General features: G+C 52.4%; 18 protein-coding genes and 1 other RNA gene. 15 read left to right on the top strand and 4 right to left on the bottom strand.

From position 1 onward, the window contains the following. Positions 1-1,189 (bottom strand): GGDEF domain-containing protein (locus tag PsW74_RS29475; RefSeq protein WP_208988089.1); only part of this gene is annotated, 1,189 nt, incomplete at its 3' end. 351 nt (positions 1,190-1,540) lie between these two features. Here PsW74_RS29475 and PsW74_RS21465 point away from each other — a divergent pair. The 3 genes from PsW74_RS21465 to PsW74_RS21475 all read left to right on the top strand — a co-directional run bounded on the left by PsW74_RS21465 (position 1,541) and on the right by PsW74_RS21475 (position 3,755). Next, the gene (locus tag PsW74_RS21465) at positions 1,541-2,233 is read left to right on the top strand and encodes a DnaJ family molecular chaperone (protein ID WP_063289957.1); all 693 of its coding nucleotides are present in this window, start codon (positions 1,541-1,543) and stop codon (positions 2,231-2,233) included. Further along, a complete protein-coding gene (locus tag PsW74_RS21470) occupies positions 2,230-2,988 on the top strand; it encodes an N-acetylmuramoyl-L-alanine amidase (protein WP_063289956.1) in 759 nt (252 codons plus the stop codon). The genes PsW74_RS21465 and PsW74_RS21470 overlap by 4 nt, the downstream gene beginning before the upstream one ends. Positions 2,989-3,257: 269 nt before the next feature. Continuing rightward, entirely contained in the window at positions 3,258-3,755 is a 498-nt protein-coding gene (locus tag PsW74_RS21475; RefSeq protein ID WP_057465711.1) for a lytic transglycosylase domain-containing protein, read from the top strand. A gap of 169 nt (positions 3,756-3,924) precedes the next feature. Here the strand turns inward: PsW74_RS21475 and PsW74_RS21480 are convergent, their stop codons facing one another. Further along, positions 3,925-4,737 carry a pyridoxamine 5'-phosphate oxidase family protein gene (locus PsW74_RS21480; RefSeq protein ID WP_206599784.1) on the bottom strand — a complete coding sequence of 271 codons (813 nt, stop codon included), beginning with the start codon at positions 4,735-4,737 and terminating at the stop codon, positions 3,925-3,927. Between the two features lie 108 nt (positions 4,738-4,845). On the opposite strand from PsW74_RS21480, the gene PsW74_RS21485 reads away from it, so the two are divergent. Together PsW74_RS21485 and rnpB are read left to right on the top strand one after the other, a co-directional pair. Continuing rightward, positions 4,846-6,279, top strand: coding sequence for a PLP-dependent aminotransferase family protein (locus PsW74_RS21485; RefSeq protein ID WP_208988090.1), 1,434 nt, complete (start codon positions 4,846-4,848; stop codon positions 6,277-6,279). A 44-nt stretch (positions 6,280-6,323) separates the two neighbouring features. Beyond that, positions 6,324-6,719, top strand: an RNA gene (rnpB, locus tag PsW74_RS21490) — RNase P RNA component class A. A gap of 159 nt (positions 6,720-6,878) precedes the next feature. On the opposite strand, the gene PsW74_RS21495 is transcribed toward rnpB, so the two are convergent. After that, positions 6,879-7,601, bottom strand: a complete 723-nt coding sequence (locus PsW74_RS21495) for an SDR family oxidoreductase (protein WP_063289954.1) — start codon at positions 7,599-7,601, stop codon at positions 6,879-6,881. A 160-nt stretch (positions 7,602-7,761) separates the two neighbouring features. Between PsW74_RS21495 and PsW74_RS21500 the strand changes: the two genes are divergently transcribed. From PsW74_RS21500 to pepT, 3 genes are all read left to right on the top strand, one after another. Beyond that, complete coding sequence (locus PsW74_RS21500; RefSeq protein ID WP_063289953.1) at positions 7,762-8,445, top strand: SUMF1/EgtB/PvdO family nonheme iron enzyme; 684 nt, start codon at positions 7,762-7,764, stop codon at positions 8,443-8,445. A gap of 119 nt (positions 8,446-8,564) precedes the next feature. Further along, positions 8,565-9,185: a LysE family translocator gene (locus PsW74_RS21505; protein ID WP_208980675.1), complete on the top strand. Its 621-nt coding sequence runs from the start codon at positions 8,565-8,567 to the stop codon at positions 9,183-9,185. Positions 9,186-9,276: 91 nt separating this feature from the next. Continuing rightward, complete coding sequence (gene pepT, locus PsW74_RS21510) at positions 9,277-10,518, top strand: peptidase T (protein WP_063289951.1); 1,242 nt, start codon at positions 9,277-9,279, stop codon at positions 10,516-10,518. 42 nt (positions 10,519-10,560) lie between these two features. Here the strand turns inward: pepT and PsW74_RS21515 are convergent, their stop codons facing one another. Continuing rightward, positions 10,561-10,983, bottom strand: coding sequence for a helix-turn-helix domain-containing protein (locus PsW74_RS21515; RefSeq protein WP_057465717.1), 423 nt, complete (start codon positions 10,981-10,983; stop codon positions 10,561-10,563). 69 nt (positions 10,984-11,052) lie between these two features. Here PsW74_RS21515 and PsW74_RS21520 point away from each other — a divergent pair, with 69 nt between their 5' ends. From PsW74_RS21520 to PsW74_RS30250, 7 genes are all read left to right on the top strand, one after another. Beyond that, complete coding sequence (locus PsW74_RS21520) at positions 11,053-12,285, top strand: MFS transporter (RefSeq protein ID WP_063289950.1); 1,233 nt, start codon at positions 11,053-11,055, stop codon at positions 12,283-12,285. Positions 12,286-12,571: 286 nt separating this feature from the next. Then, positions 12,572-13,390 (top strand): sugar phosphate isomerase/epimerase family protein, encoded by an 819-nt coding sequence (locus PsW74_RS21525; RefSeq protein WP_063289949.1) that lies wholly within the window; start codon positions 12,572-12,574, stop codon positions 13,388-13,390. A gap of 619 nt (positions 13,391-14,009) precedes the next feature. Beyond that, on the top strand, positions 14,010-14,480 hold the full coding sequence (locus tag PsW74_RS21530) for a cell division protein MraZ (RefSeq protein ID WP_063289948.1): 471 nt from the start codon (positions 14,010-14,012) through the stop codon (positions 14,478-14,480). After that, complete coding sequence (gene rsmH, locus PsW74_RS21535) at positions 14,480-15,517, top strand: 16S rRNA (cytosine(1402)-N(4))-methyltransferase RsmH (protein ID WP_193775993.1); 1,038 nt, start codon at positions 14,480-14,482, stop codon at positions 15,515-15,517. Before PsW74_RS21530 ends, rsmH begins: the two co-directional genes overlap by 1 nt. A gap of 3 nt (positions 15,518-15,520) precedes the next feature. After that, the gene (locus PsW74_RS21540; protein ID WP_063289946.1) at positions 15,521-15,874 is read left to right on the top strand and encodes a hypothetical protein; all 354 of its coding nucleotides are present in this window, start codon (positions 15,521-15,523) and stop codon (positions 15,872-15,874) included. 11 nt (positions 15,875-15,885) lie between these two features. Next, on the top strand, positions 15,886-17,610 hold the full coding sequence (locus PsW74_RS21545; protein WP_063289945.1) for a penicillin-binding protein 2: 1,725 nt from the start codon (positions 15,886-15,888) through the stop codon (positions 17,608-17,610). Between the two features lie 112 nt (positions 17,611-17,722). Then, positions 17,723-21,406 carry a UDP-N-acetylmuramoylalanyl-D-glutamyl-2,6-diaminopimelate--D-alanyl-D-alanine ligase gene (locus tag PsW74_RS30250; RefSeq protein WP_063289944.1) on the top strand — a complete coding sequence of 1,228 codons (3,684 nt, stop codon included), beginning with the start codon at positions 17,723-17,725 and terminating at the stop codon, positions 21,404-21,406. Positions 21,407-21,416: the final 10 nt, after the last annotated feature.

Raw genomic sequence — 21,416 nt, forward strand, 5'->3', positions numbered from 1 at the left:
CAGCGCAATGGAGAAGGCGGGAAGACCGCCATGCAGCATCGGTTGCCTGAGCGATGCCCATAGATAAGGAGATCTTGATTTCTTTGCTGTCGATGACGCAGCTGGAATTGGTGGTTGCCATGGCGCGCTGGGCGAGCACGGTGATGTCGTGGCTGGTGTATTCCCCCTCGATCATCACGGCGAACTCATCGCCAGAAAGACGCGAGACGAGGTGATCGGTGAAGACGAGCCGTAAACGATCCGAGATGATTTGGAGGAATGTATCGCCAGCCGCATGGCCGTGGTTGTCGTTCACTTCCTTGAACTTATCAACGTCGATGGCAATGACGTAAACATTGGAAGCTGTAATAGATGCTTTGCGGAGTGCCTTGTTTAACTCGTCAGAGAAAACGGCGCGGTTTGGCAAGTGAGTCAGTGGATCGTTGTGCGCGAGGAAGCGGATCGTTTTGGAGGTTTTCCAGCGATCATGCAGACCTTTCCAGGCGAACATAATAGAGGCAATTGCCACGACGAGCACCAGCAGGAATGCAAAGGCCGACCCAAAGGCGATTGCGTCCATAAACACGACGGTGTTGAGCGTTGGTTTGGTGGTGAAGATAAAGCCGCCACGCGCTTTGTTTTCGTCATTTACATAAGGAATGACGACGCCAAATTTTGGTATCCGCCATTCAAGCCAGTTGAAGTTGGAGTAAATCACCAATTGCCCAGAACTGAGCGCAGAGTGCCAGGCATCATAAGCAGAGGGATCAGACAGAATTTCGTTTACGCGGTCATTGGTCATGTTCCGCGGATGGACAGCCAATGGACGACCGGGAGCGTTGACGACCAGCAGTTCGAACTCTTCAAACTGTTCTACCAGTGCCTGCTTGACTGCGGTGGCTTTGGTTGCAGGCAGTTTCCAGCTTGAAGAGATGATTTCTGTGGTTGGGGCAGAGCTGGACCCGCGCAGGCCGAAGTTTAACGGGGAAGAGGAATCCTTTTGTCCCGTGTCTTCATTGGAAGGGGCCTCGAAAGGGTGGTGTGAATTGATGATGTTGTTCGCAGTATGGAATTCTTTTTGAGCTTCACTCTTGAATAAATAATATAAAGTCGCTTGATCAATGGCATAAAAGCTTGTGGCAATGGCACCAATCACAGCAAACACTATGCCGGCGTAAAGTAATTTACGATGTGGAGGTATCGTTTCCACTTGAAATCCCCATCCCGAAACGCACGAAATAATGTGCGCTGGCAACAGGCAACTGAGAAGTTAGTTGGCGCTGTCGCCTGTATGTGTACTTAATTAATAGCGAATATATCTGTAAAACATTACCCATATGTTTCGCGGGGAGATATTTTGAGGTCAAGCTTGACTGAGGCTTGAACTGAAATCATGCAATGGGCACTTATAGATAGCAGTGGGCAAATAAAACCCAAGGGAAACAAACTATTCAGATTGATAAATAATTTGTTAGGTATAAACCTGATTTGCGGTGACTAATTATTTTGCTGTCTTTTCCGGCGAAATTGTCAGGCAGATTGAACAGAGAGCAGGATGCCAATGAATTTTTGGGGCAGCTTTGACAAGATTGTAGGTGCACTGCAAACCGGTGGTGCCCAGTTGGTTGACCGGCTGCAGCAGCTTGTTCAGTCAGTTGGTGAAGCGCGCCGGAATGTTGCCTTTACGGTCGCTATGATTGCCTTGTCTGCGAAAATGGCAAAAGCCGATGGTGTTGTGACCCATGACGAAGTGATCGCATTTTACGATCTGTTTGAGATGCCAGCGGGTGAGGAGCGCAACGTTTCGCGCCTCTTCCAACTGGCTCAGCAGGACGTAGCGGGCTTTGAGACCTACGCTTCCAAACTCTCTGTGTTGTTTGCTGAAGATGAGACGACGCGTACGGATGTGCTGGATGGCCTCTTTTATATAGCCAAGGCAGATGGCGTTATTCATGAGAGAGAAGTCGCCTATCTCAGCCGGATTGCCGAAATCTTTGGAATTGATGCCGTTGGCTTTTCGCAGATTAAAGCCCGTCATATAAGAGGGGATGGAGATCCCTATCTGGTTCTCGGTATTGATATGGCGGCGAGTGATGAAGACGTGCGCTCCTGCTATCGCAAGCAAGTCCGGGAGACACATCCTGATCGGTTGATTGGTCGAGGTGTCCCTGAGGAGTTCGTCAAGATCGCCAGCGATAAACTGGTCGCATTGAATAAAGCGTATGAGCAGATCTGCGCGGAACGAGGAATATGAGCGTTAAAACTGAATGCGCAGTGCCTGCGCGTCTTCGTCCATCTCCCAATCACAACGAGCGCCGCGTTCCTGCCGTTGATATGCTGATCTTGCATTACACGGCGATGGAAAGTGCTGAGAAGGCTGTGTCCTGGCTGTGCGATCCGCGCTCAGAAGTTTCCTGCCACTATCTGGTTGATGAACTGGGCATGGTTACGCAGATGGTGCCGGAAAGTCGCCGGGCCTGGCATGCCGGTGTTTCCAGCTGGAAAGGTGAGGATGACCTTAACTCCCGCAGCATTGGAATCGAGATTTCTAATCTGGGAGATCAGGAAGAGGGTACGCAAGGCTATCCTGATGTGCAGATTGAAGCTGTGATTGCTCTCGCCAAGGATATCTGTGAACGCAATAGTATTTCACCAGAGCGGGTGCTTGGACATTCTGATGTTGCTCCGTCCCGTAAACAGGATCCGGGCCGTCATTTTCCATGGGCGCGATTGGCTGAGGCTGGTGTTGGACATTATATTGAGCCGGTAGAGCTTGAGGCTTCGAGCTTCTTTCAGGAAGGTGATGAAGGGCAGCCGATTGAAGCTCTGCAGTCGCTTCTGGGGCTCTATGGATATGATGTATTGGTCAGTGGTGTGTTTGATGAGAAGACCAAATATGCTGTTGAGGCGTTTCAGCGCCACTTCCGTCCTGCAAAAGTTGATGGAATTGCTGATGCGCAGACCATTGCGACACTGCATAGCCTGCTGAAAAAGCTAAAATCCTTCTGATTGTGATAGATGCCATTGAAATATCAGTAAAATAGGGTCTACTACGTAATAGGAATACGATTTGATTACGTAGGGGAACGTCTCTGTTTTGCTGAAAAGTTTCCTTAAGTAAGGCTGATGTGCCCTGCATCAGCCCTTTTTGTGCCATAAACTAAGGTTTATGCCAGTTTTTAAACATTAAAATTGTAACTTTTCGTGATCAGACCTGTCTGATTTTCGTCTCATCTTCTGAAGATAAACACTCCTGCTCAAAACATGATTGCCAGGAAATGAAGATGAACCTTACAAAAATAAAAAATAACGTAGTAATCCCCGTTCTTGCTGCAAGTGTTATGCTCGGCGGTGTTGTGAATACCAATGTCTTCTCTGATGAAGCTGCAGCGGCTACTAAAAAGGGTAGCTACGTCAAGCTGATCGAACAGAAAGCCAAGAAGCACGGCGTTCCGCACCACATTGCGAAGGCTGTTGTTGAAGTGGAAAGTAACTTCAACGCAAGAGCGCGTGGCCGTGCCGGTGAAGTTGGTCTCATGCAGATTAAGCCATCGACCGCACGTGGTATGGGTTATCGTGGTTCGACCAAAGCTCTTTATAAACCAGAGAACAACATCGAATGGGGCATGCGATATCTGGCTGGTGCTTATAAGCGCGCTGGCGGAGATCTGTGCGGAACCATTTTGCGATACAACGCTGGCCACTATGCCAAGCGTATGAACCGGATTAGTGCCAAGTACTGCAAGCGCGTTAAGGATATTATGGCACGCAGCTAAATGCATCTTGCATATTCGGGCGGGGGACTGTAAGTTCCCATTCAAAGTTTCTTAGAATTTTACGAATGTCTGACCGACGGTCAGTCTGTCTGCAAGGACATATCGGGGTGGTTGACCGGGCAAAGTCAACCACCCTAACTCTTAAAATTTTAGGCGAATTCCCCGAAAATTAGGCGAACTTTCGAGCTGCATTTGTTGGCGAAGCGGGCACCTTCACGCCATCCAGTAGTTTCCCATCATCAATCGGTTGACCGAGTGACGTTGTGACCGGAACAACGCCAGCCCAATAGGGTAGCGTGTAATCCTCCGCATCGTCGACCGGAGCGCCCTGACGGATTTTTGCTGAGGCGTGTTCGATCTCGATTGCAATGACCCCAGTTGAGATCTGTTCCTTCTCCGTCATCGGGCGGACCTCATCCCATCTGCCAGGCAGAAGGTGTTCGGTGATTGCCTTGAGGGAGTCCCATGCTTCCTGATGGTCGGTGACAAGGCGGGCCGTGCCGTGAATGACGGCGGTTCGGTAGTTGACGGAATGGTGGAAAGCTGACCGCGCAGCAACAATGCCGTCAATGAGTGTGAATGTGAGACAGACTTGGGAGTCTTTGCTCATTTTCTTCACGATCCGCGCTGCTTTCGCGCCGTGAATGTAGATAGTGCGGTCCATAACTGCAAAAGCCATGGGAATGACCATTGGGCGATCTTCGTCCATGAAGCCGACATGGACGACGAGGGAGCTCTCCAGAATTGGGAGGATTGTGTTCCAATCATAATCCGCGCGCAGACTTGTTCTGACACGAGCAAATTTAGGTGGCTTGGTTTCACGAGTGTTGGTGCTTGGCGCTGCTTCAAGTGTCATTTCTGCTGTCATTGTCTTAACCGTTTCTGGTCCCCGGTTTTGAGCGAAGTCGGCAATATGGGACCAGTTGGCCCGGCAAGTGGTTTGAGTTTGTGCTCTGACTGCTTGCCGGGTTTTCTGTTTCATTTGTGCACGTTACCCCCGCTGCGGGGCGAAGAAGTATTGTGCTGATCAGTATTCTCTGCAAAACTGGTTCCTCATATAGATCCGCTTAATCTAATTGTGGGGTGCCAGTTGTTTGAGTATGTTGTGATGATCAATCGTGAGGTCAGCACTCCGCTGTCGAGCCAGATTTATCAGCAGTACCGGGATGCAATTCTGAAGCGGCGTGTTCCTGAAGGAGAGCGGTTGCCCAGCTCACGTCAGTTGGCGACCAGCCTTTCCGTTTCTCGCAACACAGTGAACACGGCCTATGATTTGCTGCGCTCCGAAGGGCTGGTGGACGTGCGGTCCGGTGCACGGCCTGAAGTGGTGGCCTTGCCTGAGGTTGAAGGGGCTGTTGTTGCAGGTCCTGTTCGTGAAACGACACCTCCGCTTTCATCGCGTGGCAAGCGATTTTCTTGTAATCACCGTTACACGAGCCCGTCGGGAAGGGGTGTTTCCATGCAGCCGGGTGAACCTTCACGGGAGTTGTTTCCCAAAGAACAGTGGGCTCGGAGTTTGCGGCGCGCAGCGCGGCTACTCAATGGCAATGCGCTGGGATACGAGCATACTTCTGGTTTGCCTGAGTTGCAGCGGGTACTGGCACAGTATCTGGCACAGGAGCGCGGCGTGGTCTGCTCTCCTGAGCAGGTTCTCGCCTTTCCGACCACACAATCAGCGCTCTCGCTCATGTCCCAGTGTTTTTCTGAGGAAGGGGACGTGGCACTGCTTGAGGAGCCGGGATATCTGGGCGCGCGATCAGCCTTTTTTGCTGCTGGGTTGAAGGTGCAGGCTTTAACTGAGATTGATCAGGTTTCACGTGCCTCTTTGATCTATGTGACGCCTTCGCACCAATATCCAACTGGCCGGCGCATGGAGATGAGTGAGCGGCTTATGTTGCTTAAACAGGCTCATGACAAAGGTGCGGTGATTTTAGAAGATGATTACGACAGTGAGTTCTTGTTTGAAGGGCGGCCGATTGCAGCGCTTCAGGGGCTGAGTGATCGTCACTCTGTGATCTATATCGGTACCTCTGCAAAGTCGCTCATGCCGGGTATTCGGCTTGCTTATGCGGTTGTTCCTAAAGAGCATGTGGTGGGATTGGAATTGGCGCAGCGGGCATCGGGTGCACTGGCTAATGTGCATGTACAGATGGCCTTTGCTGATTTCATCGAGAGCGGGCACTTTCGGGCGCATCTGAACAAGATCCGCAGTGCTTACCATGAAAACGGTGTTGCGCTGTGCCAGTTGATCGGGGAGCGTTTTGGCAATCAGGTTGGTGTTTCCATGCCAACCGGAGGCCTACAGACTTGTCTCTATCTACCGGAGACCTGCGATGATGTGGCTGTTGCGGATTTGATGAACCAGAGAGGTTTTGGGGTTAATCCGCTTTCCGTATTTTATCTTGGTGCACCGCAGAAGGGGCTTGTTGTTGGGTTTGCTGAGGCGAATGAGAAGTTGCGGAGTGGCTTTGTTCAAGCTCTTGAGCAAGCAATGGAACTGAGCGGAGATCGTGTGCAAGCGTAATTCTTTACTTGACCTTTTTCCTTAGGCTCCGTAGTTCAGGTGCACCAGTCGGCCGGACGGTTGCTGCTGCAAGTGCCGAAAGGCCGCAGTGGAGGAAAGTCCGGGCTCCATGGAGACACGGTGCCGGATAACGTCCGGCGAGGGTGACCTTAGGGAAAGTGCCGCAGAAAGCAAACCGCCAGTGCATGCATTGGTAAGGGTGAAAGGGTGGGGTAAGAGCCCACCGCGTTTTTGGCAACAAAAACGGCATGGTAAACCCCACCGGGAGCAAGACCGAATAGGGGCGGCGCGGAAGTTTACTTCCAGTCATGTTTCCAGACCTGACCGCCCGGGTGGGTCGCTAGAGGTGTTCAGTAATGGGCATCCCAGATGAATTGCCGTCGCGTACAAGGGTAACACCTTGTGCCTTACAAAACCCGGCTTACAGGCCGACTGGTATTTTTCTTTATACATCGCTTGTCAGCAGCTTGTAGCCTGCAAAGGTGAAGAAGCTGCCGAGCAGTCCTTCGATCCATCTCCGAGCCTTTCGGTGTGCTGCGCTTTTGAAGGCGCGGCAAATTTGGAGCGGATTGTAGGCCGTTAGCGGTGCTGTCGTATGATCAGCCAGATTGCCTCGTTGCTGTGATGACCAGTTCGCGAATGTTTACGGTTTGGGGCTGGTTGTAGGCAAATAGGGTGGCGTCGGCCACGTTTTGTGGGTCAAGTGCACCACCGATTTGCCGTTTCTGTTCTTCGTAGTCTTCGCGGATTTTTGCATCGCGTGTGCTAGAAGGGAGGGGTGTTTCAACCAAACCTGGTGCGATTGTGATGACACGGACGTTGTGGCCTGCCACCTCTTGCCGTAATGCTTCGCTGAGACCGTGGACAGCGACTTTGGTGGCGCCATAAGCCGCACGCATTGGGAAGGGCTTCTTAGCAGTCATGGACCCTATGTTGATGATGGTGCCAGAGCCGCGTTGGTACATTGCTGGCAGCACTGCGTGGATGCCGTTGAAGACACCACGCAGGTTCACGTCGATCATTGTCTCCCAATCTTCTGGATTTTGATCTTTTAGCTCGCTCAGGAACATGCAGCCTGCGTTGTTGATGATGGCATCTGCCGGACCTAAAGCTTGCTCGGCATGGCGGATGGCCTTGATCATGTGCTCGCGGTTCGTGACGTCGACTTTGCTGCAGATCGTGTTGGGAAGGTCCATCGCCATCACGGGTTCCGTGCGTCTTGCCAAGAGCAACAGAGGGTGCCCGTCTTTGCTGAAGGTTTTTGCAAGGGCTGCGCCGATGCCTGAGCTGGCACCTGTGATCACAACAAGAGGCTTCGTCATGGGTCTGGTTATGTTCCGATCATTGTGAGCGGGATGATCTTTCAATTCTTTAGCCAAAATAGTTTTCTGAAGCTTGTTGGGAGCGCGTAAAGTTTGCTTCTATTCGTTGGTGTGCCACACTCGGCGCGTTGGGGCTTATTGGTTTGTTGGAGATGCTGGAATGCTGTTGGGGGAGTCGAGTTCCACTTTGATACCGGAAATGGTGACGATCCCTGCCGGTGTCCTTCTTCAGAAAGATGATCGTAAAAGGGAGCGATGGACAGCTCAGGTTCAGTCGTTTGATACTTTGAAATATCTGGTTACACAGGCGCTGTATGCGTCTGTTCTGGATGAGCGGCCCTCTCAGTTTACTGGTGATGATTTGCCCGTTGACTCTGTCAGCTGGTTTGATGCGGTCAGGTTTTGTAATGGCCTTTCTGAGCGGTATGGCCTGAAGCCTTACTACCTTGAGCATGGGGACGGGCTGGTTGATCGGTGCGCCATAAGCGATGGGTATCGTCTGCTGACAGATGCTGAGTGGGAGTATGCGTGTCGTGCTGGTTCTCAAGGACCGCGCTATGGTGCGCTTGAAGATATCGGGTGGTTTGCCGAAAACTCAGCTGGAACTCCGCAGGCAGTAGGGTGCAAAGAGCCGAATGAGTTTGGGCTCTACGATATGCTGGGCAATGTTTGGGAGTGGTGTTGGGATCTTTATGATCCAGCTGTTTATGGAGCGTACCGCGTGTTCAAAGGTGGTGGTTGGGCAGATGATGAACGGGGTTGCCTTGTCACCAACAGACGGCGCAGTCACCCAACCTTTCGTGTTGAGGACCTGGGTTTTCGTGTTGCGCGGTCAATAAAGTAGGTTGCTTGCTGGCAAGGAAGCCTCTGTCCAAGAAAAACACCGGTATTGTCTTGTAAGCTTGACTGCACCAACGCAATCAATTATCCAAAATCTGATTTATGTATACAGTGGAATACAAAATGGATTTCTGGGTTTGGGTTTCTTTTGTGCTGATTTCTGCGGCGAATATTGTGACGCCCGGGCCAGCGATCCTTAATACCGTGCGACGGGCTGCGCAGTTGGGGATGGGGCGGGTTCTGCCGACTATTCTTGGCAATACACTTGGGCTTGCGATTGCGGGTGCATTTTGCGCGGGTGGTGTGGTGAGTTTTGTGCTCACCTCTGAGATTTTGTGGAGTGTGTTCCGATGGATGGGTGTTGGGTATCTGGTCTGGCTTGGGCTTAAGTTTGTCTTCAAGCGTGAGGAGATTGATTTATCAGGGGATGTCAGCGTTTCTGTATCTGGATTGACACTGTTTTGGGAAGCATTTTTGCTGGCGGTGACCAACCCAAAAGCGATCCTGTTTTTTGTTGCTCTGTTCCCACAAGTTATGAGCTCTGAGTTGGCCCTGCTGCCACAGGCCAGTATTCTTGTTGCAACGTTTTGTGGGATCTCTGTCCTATCTTTAAGCGGGTATTCTGCGTTGGCCTCGTTGTTACGGGCGCGCTTTATCACTCAGGCGCGGTATCGCCGGTTCCGTGTGTTGTCGGGCTTTGTTCTTTTTGGGTTTGCAGGGAAAATTGCGAGTGAGGTGCGGTAAAAGCGGTTTGCTTTTGCTCCTATGGCAGTGTTCCAACTTGAAAGTTGATGGGGCTTCGCGCAGATAGAAGGTAACTGCAAGGAGATCTTCTATGAGAACAGAATTTGATCAGGAACTGGAAGAGCGCCTCGTTCGCTATGCGGCTATTGATAGCCAGAGCGATGAGACGTGCCCGGAGTCCCCAAGCTCTCAGATCCAGCTTGATGTACAAAAGGTGCTGCGTGCTGAGCTGATGGAGATTGGTGCCAGTGACGTTGAGCTGACTGAATACGGCGTTGTTCTTGCCACTATTCCTGCGACTGTCGAGACTGATGCGCCTGTGATTGGCCTGCTGGCGCACGTGGATACCGCCCCGGCCTACCATGCTGAGGGTGTGAAGCCACGCGTTCACCGTGCTTATGATGGTTCTGCAATTTCCTTCCCGGATGCCTCTGAGTTGTCCCTGTCTCCTGAAAACTCCCGTTATCTTGGTGAGAAAATCGGTGATGACATTATCACCGCCAGTGGAAGTACGTTGCTGGGTGCGGATGACAAGGCCGGTGTTGCGATCATCATGTGCCTTGCACGTCATTTGCTGAGCAACCCTCAGTTTCCTCATGGCAAGCTTCGTATTGCGTTTACGCCGGATGAAGAAATCGGGCGCGGTGTGCATGACAAGTTGCCTGGCGCTCTGGGTGCGGATTTTGCTTACACGCTGGATGGCGGCAAAGTGGGCGAGCTGAACTATGAGAATTTCTGCGCTGATGGTGCGACGGTAAAGATCACTGGTGTTTCTGTTCATCCTGGTTATGCGAAGGATAAGCTGGTCAATGCGTTGCATCTGGCAGGCAAGATCATCACCATGCTACCGCATGCGACGATGACACCTGAGACCACTGATGGTCGTGATGGCTTTATCTTTATTGCCGACATGGTGGGGAATGCAGCTGAAGCGGAACTGCATTTTGTGCTGCGTGATTTTGAGCTGGAAGGTCTGGAAGCGAAAGCTGATCTGCTGGAGCAGGTATGTGCTGCAGTTCAGGCTACTGAGCCGCGTGCTTCCATCTCTTGTGAGGTCAAAGAACAGTATCGCAACATGCACCATTGGCTGCGTGATGATATGACCCCAGTTGAGCTTGCTAAGGCAGCTTATGAGGACATGGGCTTGAGTGTATCTGCCAAGCCGATCCGTGGCGGAACCGATGGTTCTGTGCTGACCGCGAAGGGGACATCCTGCCCGAACATCTTCACCGGCATGCAGGAAATCCATGGGCCGCTGGAATGGATCAGCGTGCAGGACATGGCATGTGCGATGCAGGTGTGCCTTAAGCTTGTTGAGCGCGCTGCGAAGTAAGAGGCCCCTAAAAACCGCTTCATGAGAACATGGAACCGTCGGCTATTTGGTCGGCGGTTTTTTCTTTGCTGGTTTCCGCCTGTCCGATGCCTTGAGCATGCGTTGGAAGGAAGGGCACTCCATATGGCTCGGGGCAGGGCAGTCGGCCACGTGGTGCAGGACATCGCGCAGGGCTGTGAGTTCCTTGATTTGCTCATCAATCAGATCGGCACGTTCACGGATCTGCTCTCGCGGGATCTGGAGCTGACCCTTTTCAGAAAACATGCCTGCAATCTCTGTCAGTGAAAATCCACCAGCCTTGGCGAGTGTGATCAGAGAGAGTTTCGTTAGGATTTGCGGCTCGTACTGACGTCGGAGACCGTGCCGCGTTATGGATTGAATGAGCCCGACTTCCTCATAATATCGCAGTGTGGAGGGCTTCACGCCTGAGCGTTCGGTGATCTCTCCAATATCTAGCAGTTTCATACTTGACCTCAAGTTGACTTGAAGTCGTATCCTGATCTCAACAGGGTAATTTTGCAAGAGGATAAGCAAATGAAACAAGTGCACGTGGAGCCCGAACAACAGGTCTGGAAAGACCCCAGAGCGATTGCTCTTTTAATGGCGGCTACTTTAACAGTCATGGCGAACGCGACGATCAGTCCTGCTCTTGCTGGATTGGAGGAGATGTTCCGGGATGATCCAAATGTTCTTTGGTTGTCCCGGCTTCTGGTCTCAACGCCTTCGTTGACTGTTGTTATCTGTGCCCCGCTGGCTGGAGTGATTGCAGATCGCTATGGTCGGCGGGCACTGTTGCTTACAGGTGTCCTGCTGTTTGCTGTGATGGGAAGTGCCGGCATGATCCTGCCGGACCTGACGAGTATATTGATGAGTCGGTTGGGTCTTGGCATTGCTGTTGCCATGGTGATGACGGCGCAAACAGCTTTGATCGGTGACTACTTTGTCGGCAACCAGCGCAGCTCGCTGATGGGGCTACAGACGTCGGCCCGCAACTTTGGCGGTTTTCTCTTTATCTCAATGGCTGGCTTGCTGGCTGTTACTTCTCCGCGGTTGCCGTTTGCAATTTATGGGCTTGCGTTGCTCATGGTGCCGTTTTTGTGGCGTTATCTCAGCGAACCGGTGAAGCACTCTGCAGCTGCAAAGAAGGCTGCAAGTGCAGAAGACGACGGATCTCCTGCCTGGGTCTGGTTGCTGACGGCATTGGCTTTACTGCAAATGCTGACTAATATGATTTTCTTCCTCATGCCGACACAGCTGCCGTTCTTTCTGGATGCTCATGGTTATGACAGTGCGACTATGACAGGTGCTGCGCTGGGTGCATTGATGTTGACTGGTGGCACGGCAGCTCTGCTTTACGGGCGGATTAAAGCGCGTGTTGGTTACAGTGGGGCATTTACGCTGGCCTACGGATTTATGGCGATAGGGCTGATGTTGCTGACCCTTCAGCAAACCTGGAGCGTGTTCCTGGGGACCGCTGCGATGGGTGCCGGGTACGCGCTTGCGATGCCGAACTTTCCAGCTATCGCCCTTCAGGTGGCTCCGAGCTCACGGCGTGGTATGGCAGGTGGGGTTCTGACTTCCTCTGTTTTCCTTGGCCAGTTCCTCTCTGTTTTTGTCAGCATTCCTTTGATTGCTGCGGTTGGATTTGCCGGGACGTTTCGGATTGTGGCTACTGCGCTGACCTGCATGGCGCTTATCGGCTTACTCGTCTTTATCTGGCGCTCGGTTCGTAAGGCGGCAACGGCGTTTGTGCGGATGGAAAACTGAGTGTAACGGGCTTACGAGAGCGTCAGTTTTTAGACGTGTTATGCGCATTTTTTGTTGATGCTCTCGATCGCTCTGGAATAGTACGTAGACCGTGCAAAACGAAACTGTCATGGTGCTCTGATTGCCGCAAAATATATGCGGCGGGATGAGCGCTTAAAGCAGTGAGAGCGAGCCGGAATAAGGTAAGCAGCTTTAGGCGATGTAATGCCTTTGACATGCAAGACATGTAAGAGCAAAGGCATAACTGAAAGCAGTGCCTTTTGAGGCCTTATCTTGGAATAACCGCATGAGTGATTTGCCGGTTTTAGGCGCAGCAATGTGCGTCAAACATCTCCCCCAACATCGTGAATGGTTGCTGGAGCTGCCTCGGGATCTTGAGCTGCAGGATTTCTATAATTGGAACTTGCTGGACAATGGGTGTGATGACCTGGTCGCAGAAGCAAAGAAGCTTCTGGATGGACATGAGGGACGCCTCGGTCTGCATGGTCCATTCTGGAACCTGGACCTTTCTGCGGCTGATCCGCTGTTTCAGCAGGCTGTTCGCAAGCGTCTGGATCAAGGTATTGAGTTGTGTGCCAAAATGGCTGCAGACCAGATGGTGTTGCACAGTCCTTACACGATCTGGGATCACAACAACCTCGACCTATATGACAATGGTCGTCAGATGAAGCTGGAAATGATCCATGCGAACCTGAAGGACGTTGTCACCAAGGCGGAGGATATGGGCTGCGTCATCGTGTTGGAGAACATCGAAGATCTGGACCCGTCCTACCGGTTGGAGATCCTGAAGAGTTTTGAGAGTGAAGCTTTGGCGCTTTCGATTGATACCGGGCACGCTCACTACATGCACTCCTGTTATGGCGCACCGCCGGTTGATTACTTCATCAAGTCAGCTGGTGATGCTTTGCAGCATGTGCATATTCAGGACATTGATGGCCATGCTGACCGCCACTGGAATCCGGGTGAGGGTTCTATTCCGTGGGAGCCTCTGTTTGCAGAACTGGCAAAACTGAAGAGCAATCCACGCCTGATCCTTGAGATCATGGATGAGACCACTTTGCGCAAAGGCGCTGATTATCTGGTTGGGCTGAGTCTCGCCAGATAACGGCTCAGTTTGCTTCTTCTTATGAGGTTTGAGGTCGGCAGCACTGCCGGCCTCCTTTGATTGAGCGATCAAAATAACCAACAAAACCAATTGTGATCGTGGTGCGTGACGTGTCTTTCCGGCAGAAATTATCGACTCAGGACAATCGTGGGTAGGTATGGGAATTTGCCCCACCGTCCTCTGAATGGGCATGGAATTTCATGGTCCGGCATGGGAAAAACGGAGTTTTGCCAAGGCTGATAGGTTAAAATCACTAGAGCTAATCGGCGAAATTCTTTCTTCGACCTTTGTGAAAACTGTGAGTGCTTCTGGTTGTAATCGCAATTTGGATGCGTGTAACTTGCAGAAATCCCTGCGTAAGCTCCTATCAATATTTCGTTTACCATAATTGGTGATAACTACCAGATGTTAAGGGGCATTCTTTTCGGTTTGGGCTGGTGGGTTCATTGACGTCCCATGGCATCCCATGGTATCCCATAGGCTCCCGGGATATTCCGGTTTGTACTTCAGTAATCTTGTTGTTTTTGCCTGATTTGAGCGCTGACTCTCCAAGGAGTGGAGAGTTGTTTGATGTGCCGCTGACAGATCAAGAAGATCTGGCTCATTAAAGAGGGGACCAATGGCTGGTTTTGTTTCGCACTTCACCAATCGGGTGGATGCAAAGGGTCGTGTATCGATCCCTGCACCCTTTCGTGCGGCGTTGGCGAAAGACGGCTTTGAGGGACTCTACTGCTTCCCATCTCCTTTTCAGGAGGCGGTTGATGCAGGCGGTAACGGACTTACAGCGGAAATCCAAAAACGACTTGATGCGTTTTCGACGCTCTCAATGGAGTATGACGCTCTGTCCACGGCGCTTTATGGTGCCAGTGAAACCCTGAAGATTGATCGGGATGGCCGGATTGTTCTTTCTGAGATGATCCGCAACCACACCGGTATTGATGGTGAAGTCACCTTTGTTGGGCAGGGGTTTAAGTTTCAGATTTGGGAACCTGTGAGGTTCGCCAAGCACCGCGACGAGGCCATGAAGCGGGCGCTTGCAGTATTGTCTTCCGGTGGTGCGCCGGGGACAGCAGCCGGAGGGGCACTATGATGACGGGCGGCGACGGAGACAAATCCGATATCGCTGGCGGACCAGCGCGTCACATTCCAGTCCTTCTGGAACGGGTGCGGGAGGCAATGACCCCCGCGCCGGGTGATGTGATTATTGACGGTACGTTCGGTGCCGGTGGTTACTCCAGGGCTTTTCTTGAGGCTGGAGCCAGTGTGATTGGCGTTGACCGGGATCCGGATGCGATCCGCGACGGTCGTGTTTTGGAACAAGAGTCTGATGGGCGCTTGCAGCTGGTCCATGGTCAGTTTGTTGATCTTGAAGACCATGCGCGTGCGCTTGGTTATGATGCCGTTGACGGTGTGGTGATGGATCTTGGCGTGTCTTCCATGCAGTTGGATCAGGCGGAGCGTGGATTTTCGTTCCGGTTTGACGGGCCGCTGGATATGCGCATGGAGCAGGATGGTCCAAGTGCGGCGGACGTGGTGAATACCATGGAGCGCCAGCACTTGACGCGCATCATCGGGATGCTTGGTGAAGAAAAGCGTGCTTCCAGTGTTTCGCATGCCATTTGTCAGGCGCGTGAAGAGAAGCCTTTCGAGACGACGCTTGAGCTTGCTCGCGTTATCGAGAAGGTGGTGAAGCGTAATCCTAAGAAAGCCAGCATTCATCCAGCAACGCGGACCTTTCAGGCACTGCGTATCTATGTGAATGGTGAGTTGCATCAGGCGGCTGGTGCTCTTGCTGCTGCTGAGCGGATTTTGCGTCCGGGTGGGCGTCTGGTTGTTGTGACGTTCCATAGTTTGGAAGATCGTATTGTGAAGCGGTTCCTTGCAGATCGCTGCAAGACCCGCGGTGGTGGATCTCGTCATATGCCAGAGATGGATATTCCTCCTCCGACTTTCGAATTTATCGTGAAGGGCAATCAGGATGCCAGCGTTGAGGAGATTACTGATAATCCTCGCGCACGTTCTGCTCGTTTGAGAGCTGGACGGCGGTTGGATACGCCTTCGCGGGAGTTAGATATTCATGCAGCAGGCGTTCCGCGCCTTGCTTCATTTCACGGTCTCGGAGGCTAAGCTATGCTGCGCTTCGTAAATCTGTTCTTTGTTGTTGCGGTGGTTATTGGTGCTGCGCTCGTTTACGACATCAAGATGTCTAACGAGAACCTTGCCGATCAGGTGCGTCAGCTTTCTGCTGAGATTGCCAAGGAAAAAGACGATATCCGTTACTACAAAGCCCAGTGGAGTGTGCTTAATCAGCCCGGGCGTTTGCAGGGTATCGTTGATCGTTACAACGATATTTTGAAGCTTGAGCCACTGCGTGCGGAGCAGATCACGACACTGAAGGCGTTGCCGGTTAGACCTGTTCTGATGGAGCCAGTCTCTGCTGATGCGATGAGCGGTTACGCCAGTCGCGTTACATCCGTGCAGTAAGGGAGGGGCTCGTGGCCAGGAAAGCTGACAGTTCCTTTTTGCGGCGGTCTAATGTGACCCAAAAGCATGGCACAAGTGCGATCCGGCTTCGTGGTCCGGGACGCTCGCGCATTTTCTTTGCGATGACCATCTTTGTGTTTGTGTATGGGGCTATCGCTGGTCGTCTGATCCTGCTTGGGTTGCAGGACAGGGACCCTGCTGAGGGGTTCCTTGCTGCGCAGAGTTCTGTTACTCAGGCGCGCCCTGATATTATTGACCGCAATGGTGAAATTCTTGCGACCGATATCAAGAGTGCTGCGCTTTATGCTGAGCCGCGCAAGATCCCGGATACGGATGAAGTCTTTGATGGACTGATCTCTATTCTGCCGGAGCTCGATACGCCTGTCATCAAGAAGCGCCTTGAGAGCAATGCGCTGTTTACGTGGCTCAAGCGTGAGATCTCCGTTGAGCAGCGACAGGCCATTCATGCGCTGGGTCTGCCGGGTGTTGGCTTCCGTGAGAGCAATAAGCGGTTTTATCCGGGTGGTCAGACGGTCAGTCACATTCTTGGAACTGTGAATGTCGACAACCAGGGCCTCTCTGGCATGGAGAAGTATGTCGATCAGGCGTGGTTGAAGGATCTGCAAGATCTTGGCTTTACGCAGGATCGGACCATGGAGCCCGTCAAGCTTTCGGTTGATCTGCGTGTTCAGCATGCAGTGCGTGATGAGTTGCGCCGTTCCATGGAGTACTACAAGGCCAAAGCGGCCATGGGTGTGGTGCTGAAAGCGGACACCGGTGAAGTGATCGCCATGACGTCGCTGCCGGATTTTGACCCGAACAACCGTCAGCAGGCGCTTGAAAAAGCACGCATGAACCGGGTGACTGGCGGTGTGTTTGAGATGGGCTCCATCTTTAAAGGCATTACCATTGCGATGGCGCTGGATAGTGGCAAGGTGAAGTTGGAAGATGGCTTTGATGCCACCAAACCTATCCGTGTTGCAGGTCAGAAGATCGATGACTTCCACGGGAAGCGCCGTGTTTTGTCCGTGCCTGAAGTTTTCATTTACTCCTCCAATATCGGCACCATCAAAGTCATGCAGAAAGCTGGCATTGAGGAGCAGAAGGCGTTTTTGAAAAAGATTGGGCTGACCCAGAAAATGAAAACCGAGATACCGGGCGTTGCGCGGCCTCTGCTTCCACCGAAGTGGAATGACCTTGCTGCAATGACGATCTCTTTTGGTCATGGCTTGGGCATCACGCCGCTGCAGATGGCTGTTGCGGGTGCGACGCTGGTCAATGGCGGTAAATATCTTGAACCAACGTTCCTGCCTCGCAGTGAGGAAGAAGCTGACAAGCTTGCTAAACAGGTTCTGAAACCACAAACTAGCGAGATCCTTCGGTATCTCAACCGTGAAAATGTCCTGCGTGGATCCGGGCGGCGTGCTGCTGTGCCGGGTTATGATGTTGGCGGTAAGACTGGAACAGCGCAGAAAGTTGTGAATGGCCGTTATGCTGAAGGTGTTTATCTGAACTCCTTTATGTCGGCGTTCCCGATGTCCAATCCTGAGTATCTCGTTTTGATTGTTTTGGATGAGCCACAAGCCGTGGAAGGGCAACGTTATTCTACTGCAGGGTGGAATGCTGTGCCAACCACTGCATCTGTTATCCGCAGAATTGCACCAATGCTCGGCGTGGTGCCTGATTTCGCAGATGACGCAGAAACAATTCCGGTTTCCTATCAGAACCGGAACTAAACAGGAGAATTGATTGAGGCAATACACGGAGATATTGGGGAAATATGAAGACAACTGTTCTCCAAATCTGGTTTGCCACATTCATGTCTCATAGGCCGGACATATCGACGCTATGTTGCTTAAAGACCTTACAAAACAAGAGATAATCTCCGCCGAGGGCGATGGGCCAGACGGGGTTGATACTCTTAATATTTCGGGGCTTACTGCTGATAGTCGAGCAGTGGAGCCCGGTTTTGTTTTTGCTGCTCTCAAGGGCGCGAAAGTTGATGGTGCGAAGTTTATTGAGCAGGCCGTAGACGCTGGTGCTGCTGCCATTTTGATTGATGCGGACAGAATTTCTGATGATATCCGCAAGCAAGCCAAACAGGTTCCGCTGGTCGCTGCACAAGATGCGCGCCGGGAGCTTGCTTTGATGGCGGCTGCTTTCTCTGGCAAACAGCCTGAGAAGATGGTTGCTGTGACAGGCACTGCGGGCAAAACGTCTGTTGCTGTTTTCGTGCGTCAGATCTTTGAATATGCCGGGCTGGTTTCTGCTAGTCTTGGAACCATTGGTACTGTCACATCGACAGGGCAGAGCTATGGTGGCTTGACCACACCTGACCCTGTGTCTTTGCATGAAGACCTTAAACGTCTGGCAGAGGATGGGATCACCCATGCGGCCTTGGAAGCGTCCAGTCACGGGTTGGACCAGCATCGTCTTGATGGCGTGCACATTGTTGCAGCTGGCTTTACCAACCTTGGCCGAGACCACATGGACTACCACCCAACGGTGGAAGACTACCTTCAGGCAAAATTGCGTTTGTTCCGCGATCTTTTGCCGGATGATGGTGTGGTTGTTGTTGATCCGGAAACGCAATTTGCTGACCGAGTTCTGGCGATTGCGGAAGAGCGCGGCCTCAAGACGTTTACGACTGGTGTTTTTGGCGATGATCTGAAAGTGCTTAGCGTTCAGCCAGAGGGCTTCAGTCAGGTTCTTGAGCTGGAAACGGCTGAGGGTGTGTTCTCTGTCGCCTTGCCGTTGGCAGGTGATTTTCAGGTGAGCAATGCCCTGATTGCTGCGGGGCTGGCTATTTCTGCTGGTGTGGAGCTTCAAACTGTTCTTGAAGCGCTGACTGTGCTGCGTGGTGCACCGGGCCGGATTGAGCATGTAGGTACACGTGAAAACGGCGCTCTGGTGTTTGTTGATTATGCTCATAAGCCGGAAGCGCTGGAGAATGTGCTTGCAGCCTTGCGCCCATTTGCGGCTGGTCGCCTGATCAGTGTGATGGGGTGTGGCGGTGATCGGGATGCGGGTAAACGTCCGTTGATGGGCGAGATTTCTGCTCGTCTTGCTGATGTTTCCATTGTGACTGATGATAATCCGCGCACGGAAGATCCTGACAAAATTCGTGAGGAGATTGTTGCTGCCTGTCCTGCCGCGCTTGAGATTCGGGATCGTGCACTTGCCATCCGTCAAGCGGTGAAGATGCTGCAGGAAGGCGATGTGCTTTGTGTGGCCGGTAAGGGGCATGAAACAGGGCAGATTGTTGGAACGGAAGTTCTGCCTTTCTCCGACCATGAAGAAATCCAGAAAGCGCTTGCAGAAGCTTCTGCTGAAAATGGTGGGTCTCCTGTTGCTGAGACTGATCTGCCTGAGATCTCTCTTGATCTGGATGAGATGGACCTGCTGGCTGATGAAGGTGATGAGCTGGCAGCTGCAGAAGCGCTGGATGATGATGATCTGTTGGCTGCGGTGCAGGCTGGCGTTGAGGAGCTGGAAGCTACTCTGCCGGAAAATCCTGATGATGCGCGTGATCAAGAGGAAGAAGACTGGCTGGCGCTGGAAGAAGATGTTCTGGGCGCTGATGATCTTGCCGATGCGGAACTGGCTGATGTTGAAAGCCATGACCCTGATTTTGGCAAGGATGGCTTCCCCAATGTTGCGGAAGATACACCGGATGCACTTGAAGACGAGCTGCTGGGTGATCTAGCGGCTATCGAAGCCGAAGCCGAAGCCGAAGCCGAAGAGAACCCTGAAGTCGCGACAGTGAGTGCTGTTGAACCGGAAGAGGCGCCAAACGCGGATGCGGATGCATTTCTTGCGGATGAAGGTCTTGAAGAGGTTGCTCCGGAGGTCACGGAAGATGTATCGCAGTCCACTCAACCCGATGAGCAGGACGGCACAGAAGCAATAGGTGGGTTACCTGCTTCTGAGGAACCTGCTGAGACGGCTGAGACTGCTGCTTTTGAGCGTAAAACCGAAGAAAAACCAAAGCTCAAGTCAGCGATAGACAAGCCTGAGTGGACTATCGTCCCCCATATCAACCTATTGGACCCGGACACTAAGTCGGAATATGAGCGGCAAATGATTGAACTGCCTGAAATAGACCGTGGGCCGCTGTGGCTGCTTAACGATTTTCTGGAGGCAGTAGATGGGGATGTTTACGGTGATCTGAGTGATGACATAACCGGAATCTCCATTGATAGCCGGGTGATCCAACCCGGTGAAGCCTTCTTCGCGATCAAGGGCGAAAATTTTGACGGTCATGCGTTTGCAGGAACAGCTGTTGAGGCTGGTGCTGCTGTGGCTGTTGTTGCGCGTGACAAGCTTGCTGAGCTGCCGGAAGGTGGCCGCTATGTGGCTGTTGATGATGTGCTTCAAGCGTTGGAGCGCCTTGGTGTGGCTGCGCGCGCGCGCTCGAAAGCGCGGATCATCGCGGTTACTGGTTCTGTTGGAAAAACAGGCACGAAAGAAGCTTTGCGTCTTTGCCTGTCCAAGTCCGGTATCACCCATGCTCCTGTGGCGAGCTTCAACAACCATTGGGGTGTACCGCTGACATTGGCGCGTATGCATGCTGATACTGAGTTTGGCATTTTCGAGATTGGTATGAACCATCGCGGTGAGATCACGCCACTGGTGAAAATGGTTCGTCCGCATGTGGCAATCGTGACCACTGTGGAGCCTGTGCATCTGGAAGCCTTTAACTCTGTTGAAGATATCGCCCGTGCAAAGGCTGAGATCTTCACTGGCATCGAAAAGGGTGGTGTGGCGATCCTGAACCGGGATAACCGCCAGTATGACTTGCTTCGTTATCTGGCAGCTGTGGCCGGGGTGCGGAACATTGTCAGCTTTGGCATGCAGCCGGGTGCTCAGTCCATTGCCAAAAAAGTGGCTGCAAACCCTGATTGTTCTTGTCTGAATGCCAATATTCTCGGGCAGGAGATTTCCTACAAGATCGGCGCTCCGGGTGCACACCATGTGATCAACTCACTGGGCGTGCTGACCGGGGTTATGGAGCTGGGGGCCAATCTTGCGTTTGCTGGTCTGGCCCTTGCAGAAATGTCTGCGCCGAAAGGGCGTGGTGCGCAGACCGTTCTTGATGTGAATGGTGGCACGGCGTTGCTTGTTGACGAGAGCTATAATGCCAACCCGGCGAGTATGCGCGCTGCGATCAATCTGGTGGCTGGTCTGCCCGTTGCGAAGAATGGCCGTCGCATCGCCGTATTGGGAGATATGCTCGAATTAGGTGCAGATTCCGACAAGTTGCACGCAGACCTTGCGCGTGAACTGGAGCGCGCAAAGATCGACGTGGTTTATTGTGTGGGTACTCACATGAAGGTGCTCTGGGACCTGTTGCCTGCACAGACCAGAGGCGCCTATTCAGAGACCTCCGACAAACTGGAAAAAGACCTGTTGTCGGAAGTGCGTCCCAACGACATCGTGATGGTAAAGGGCTCCCTTGGAACCCGTATGGGTCCACTTGTGGATGCCTTGAAGAAACGTTTTCCTGAACCGGCTGCAACCGGTAAGTCCTGAGGTTGACTAA

This window comes from Pseudovibrio sp. W74 (genome assembly GCF_001623085.1).
Lineage (GTDB): Bacteria > Pseudomonadota > Alphaproteobacteria > Rhizobiales > Stappiaceae > Pseudovibrio.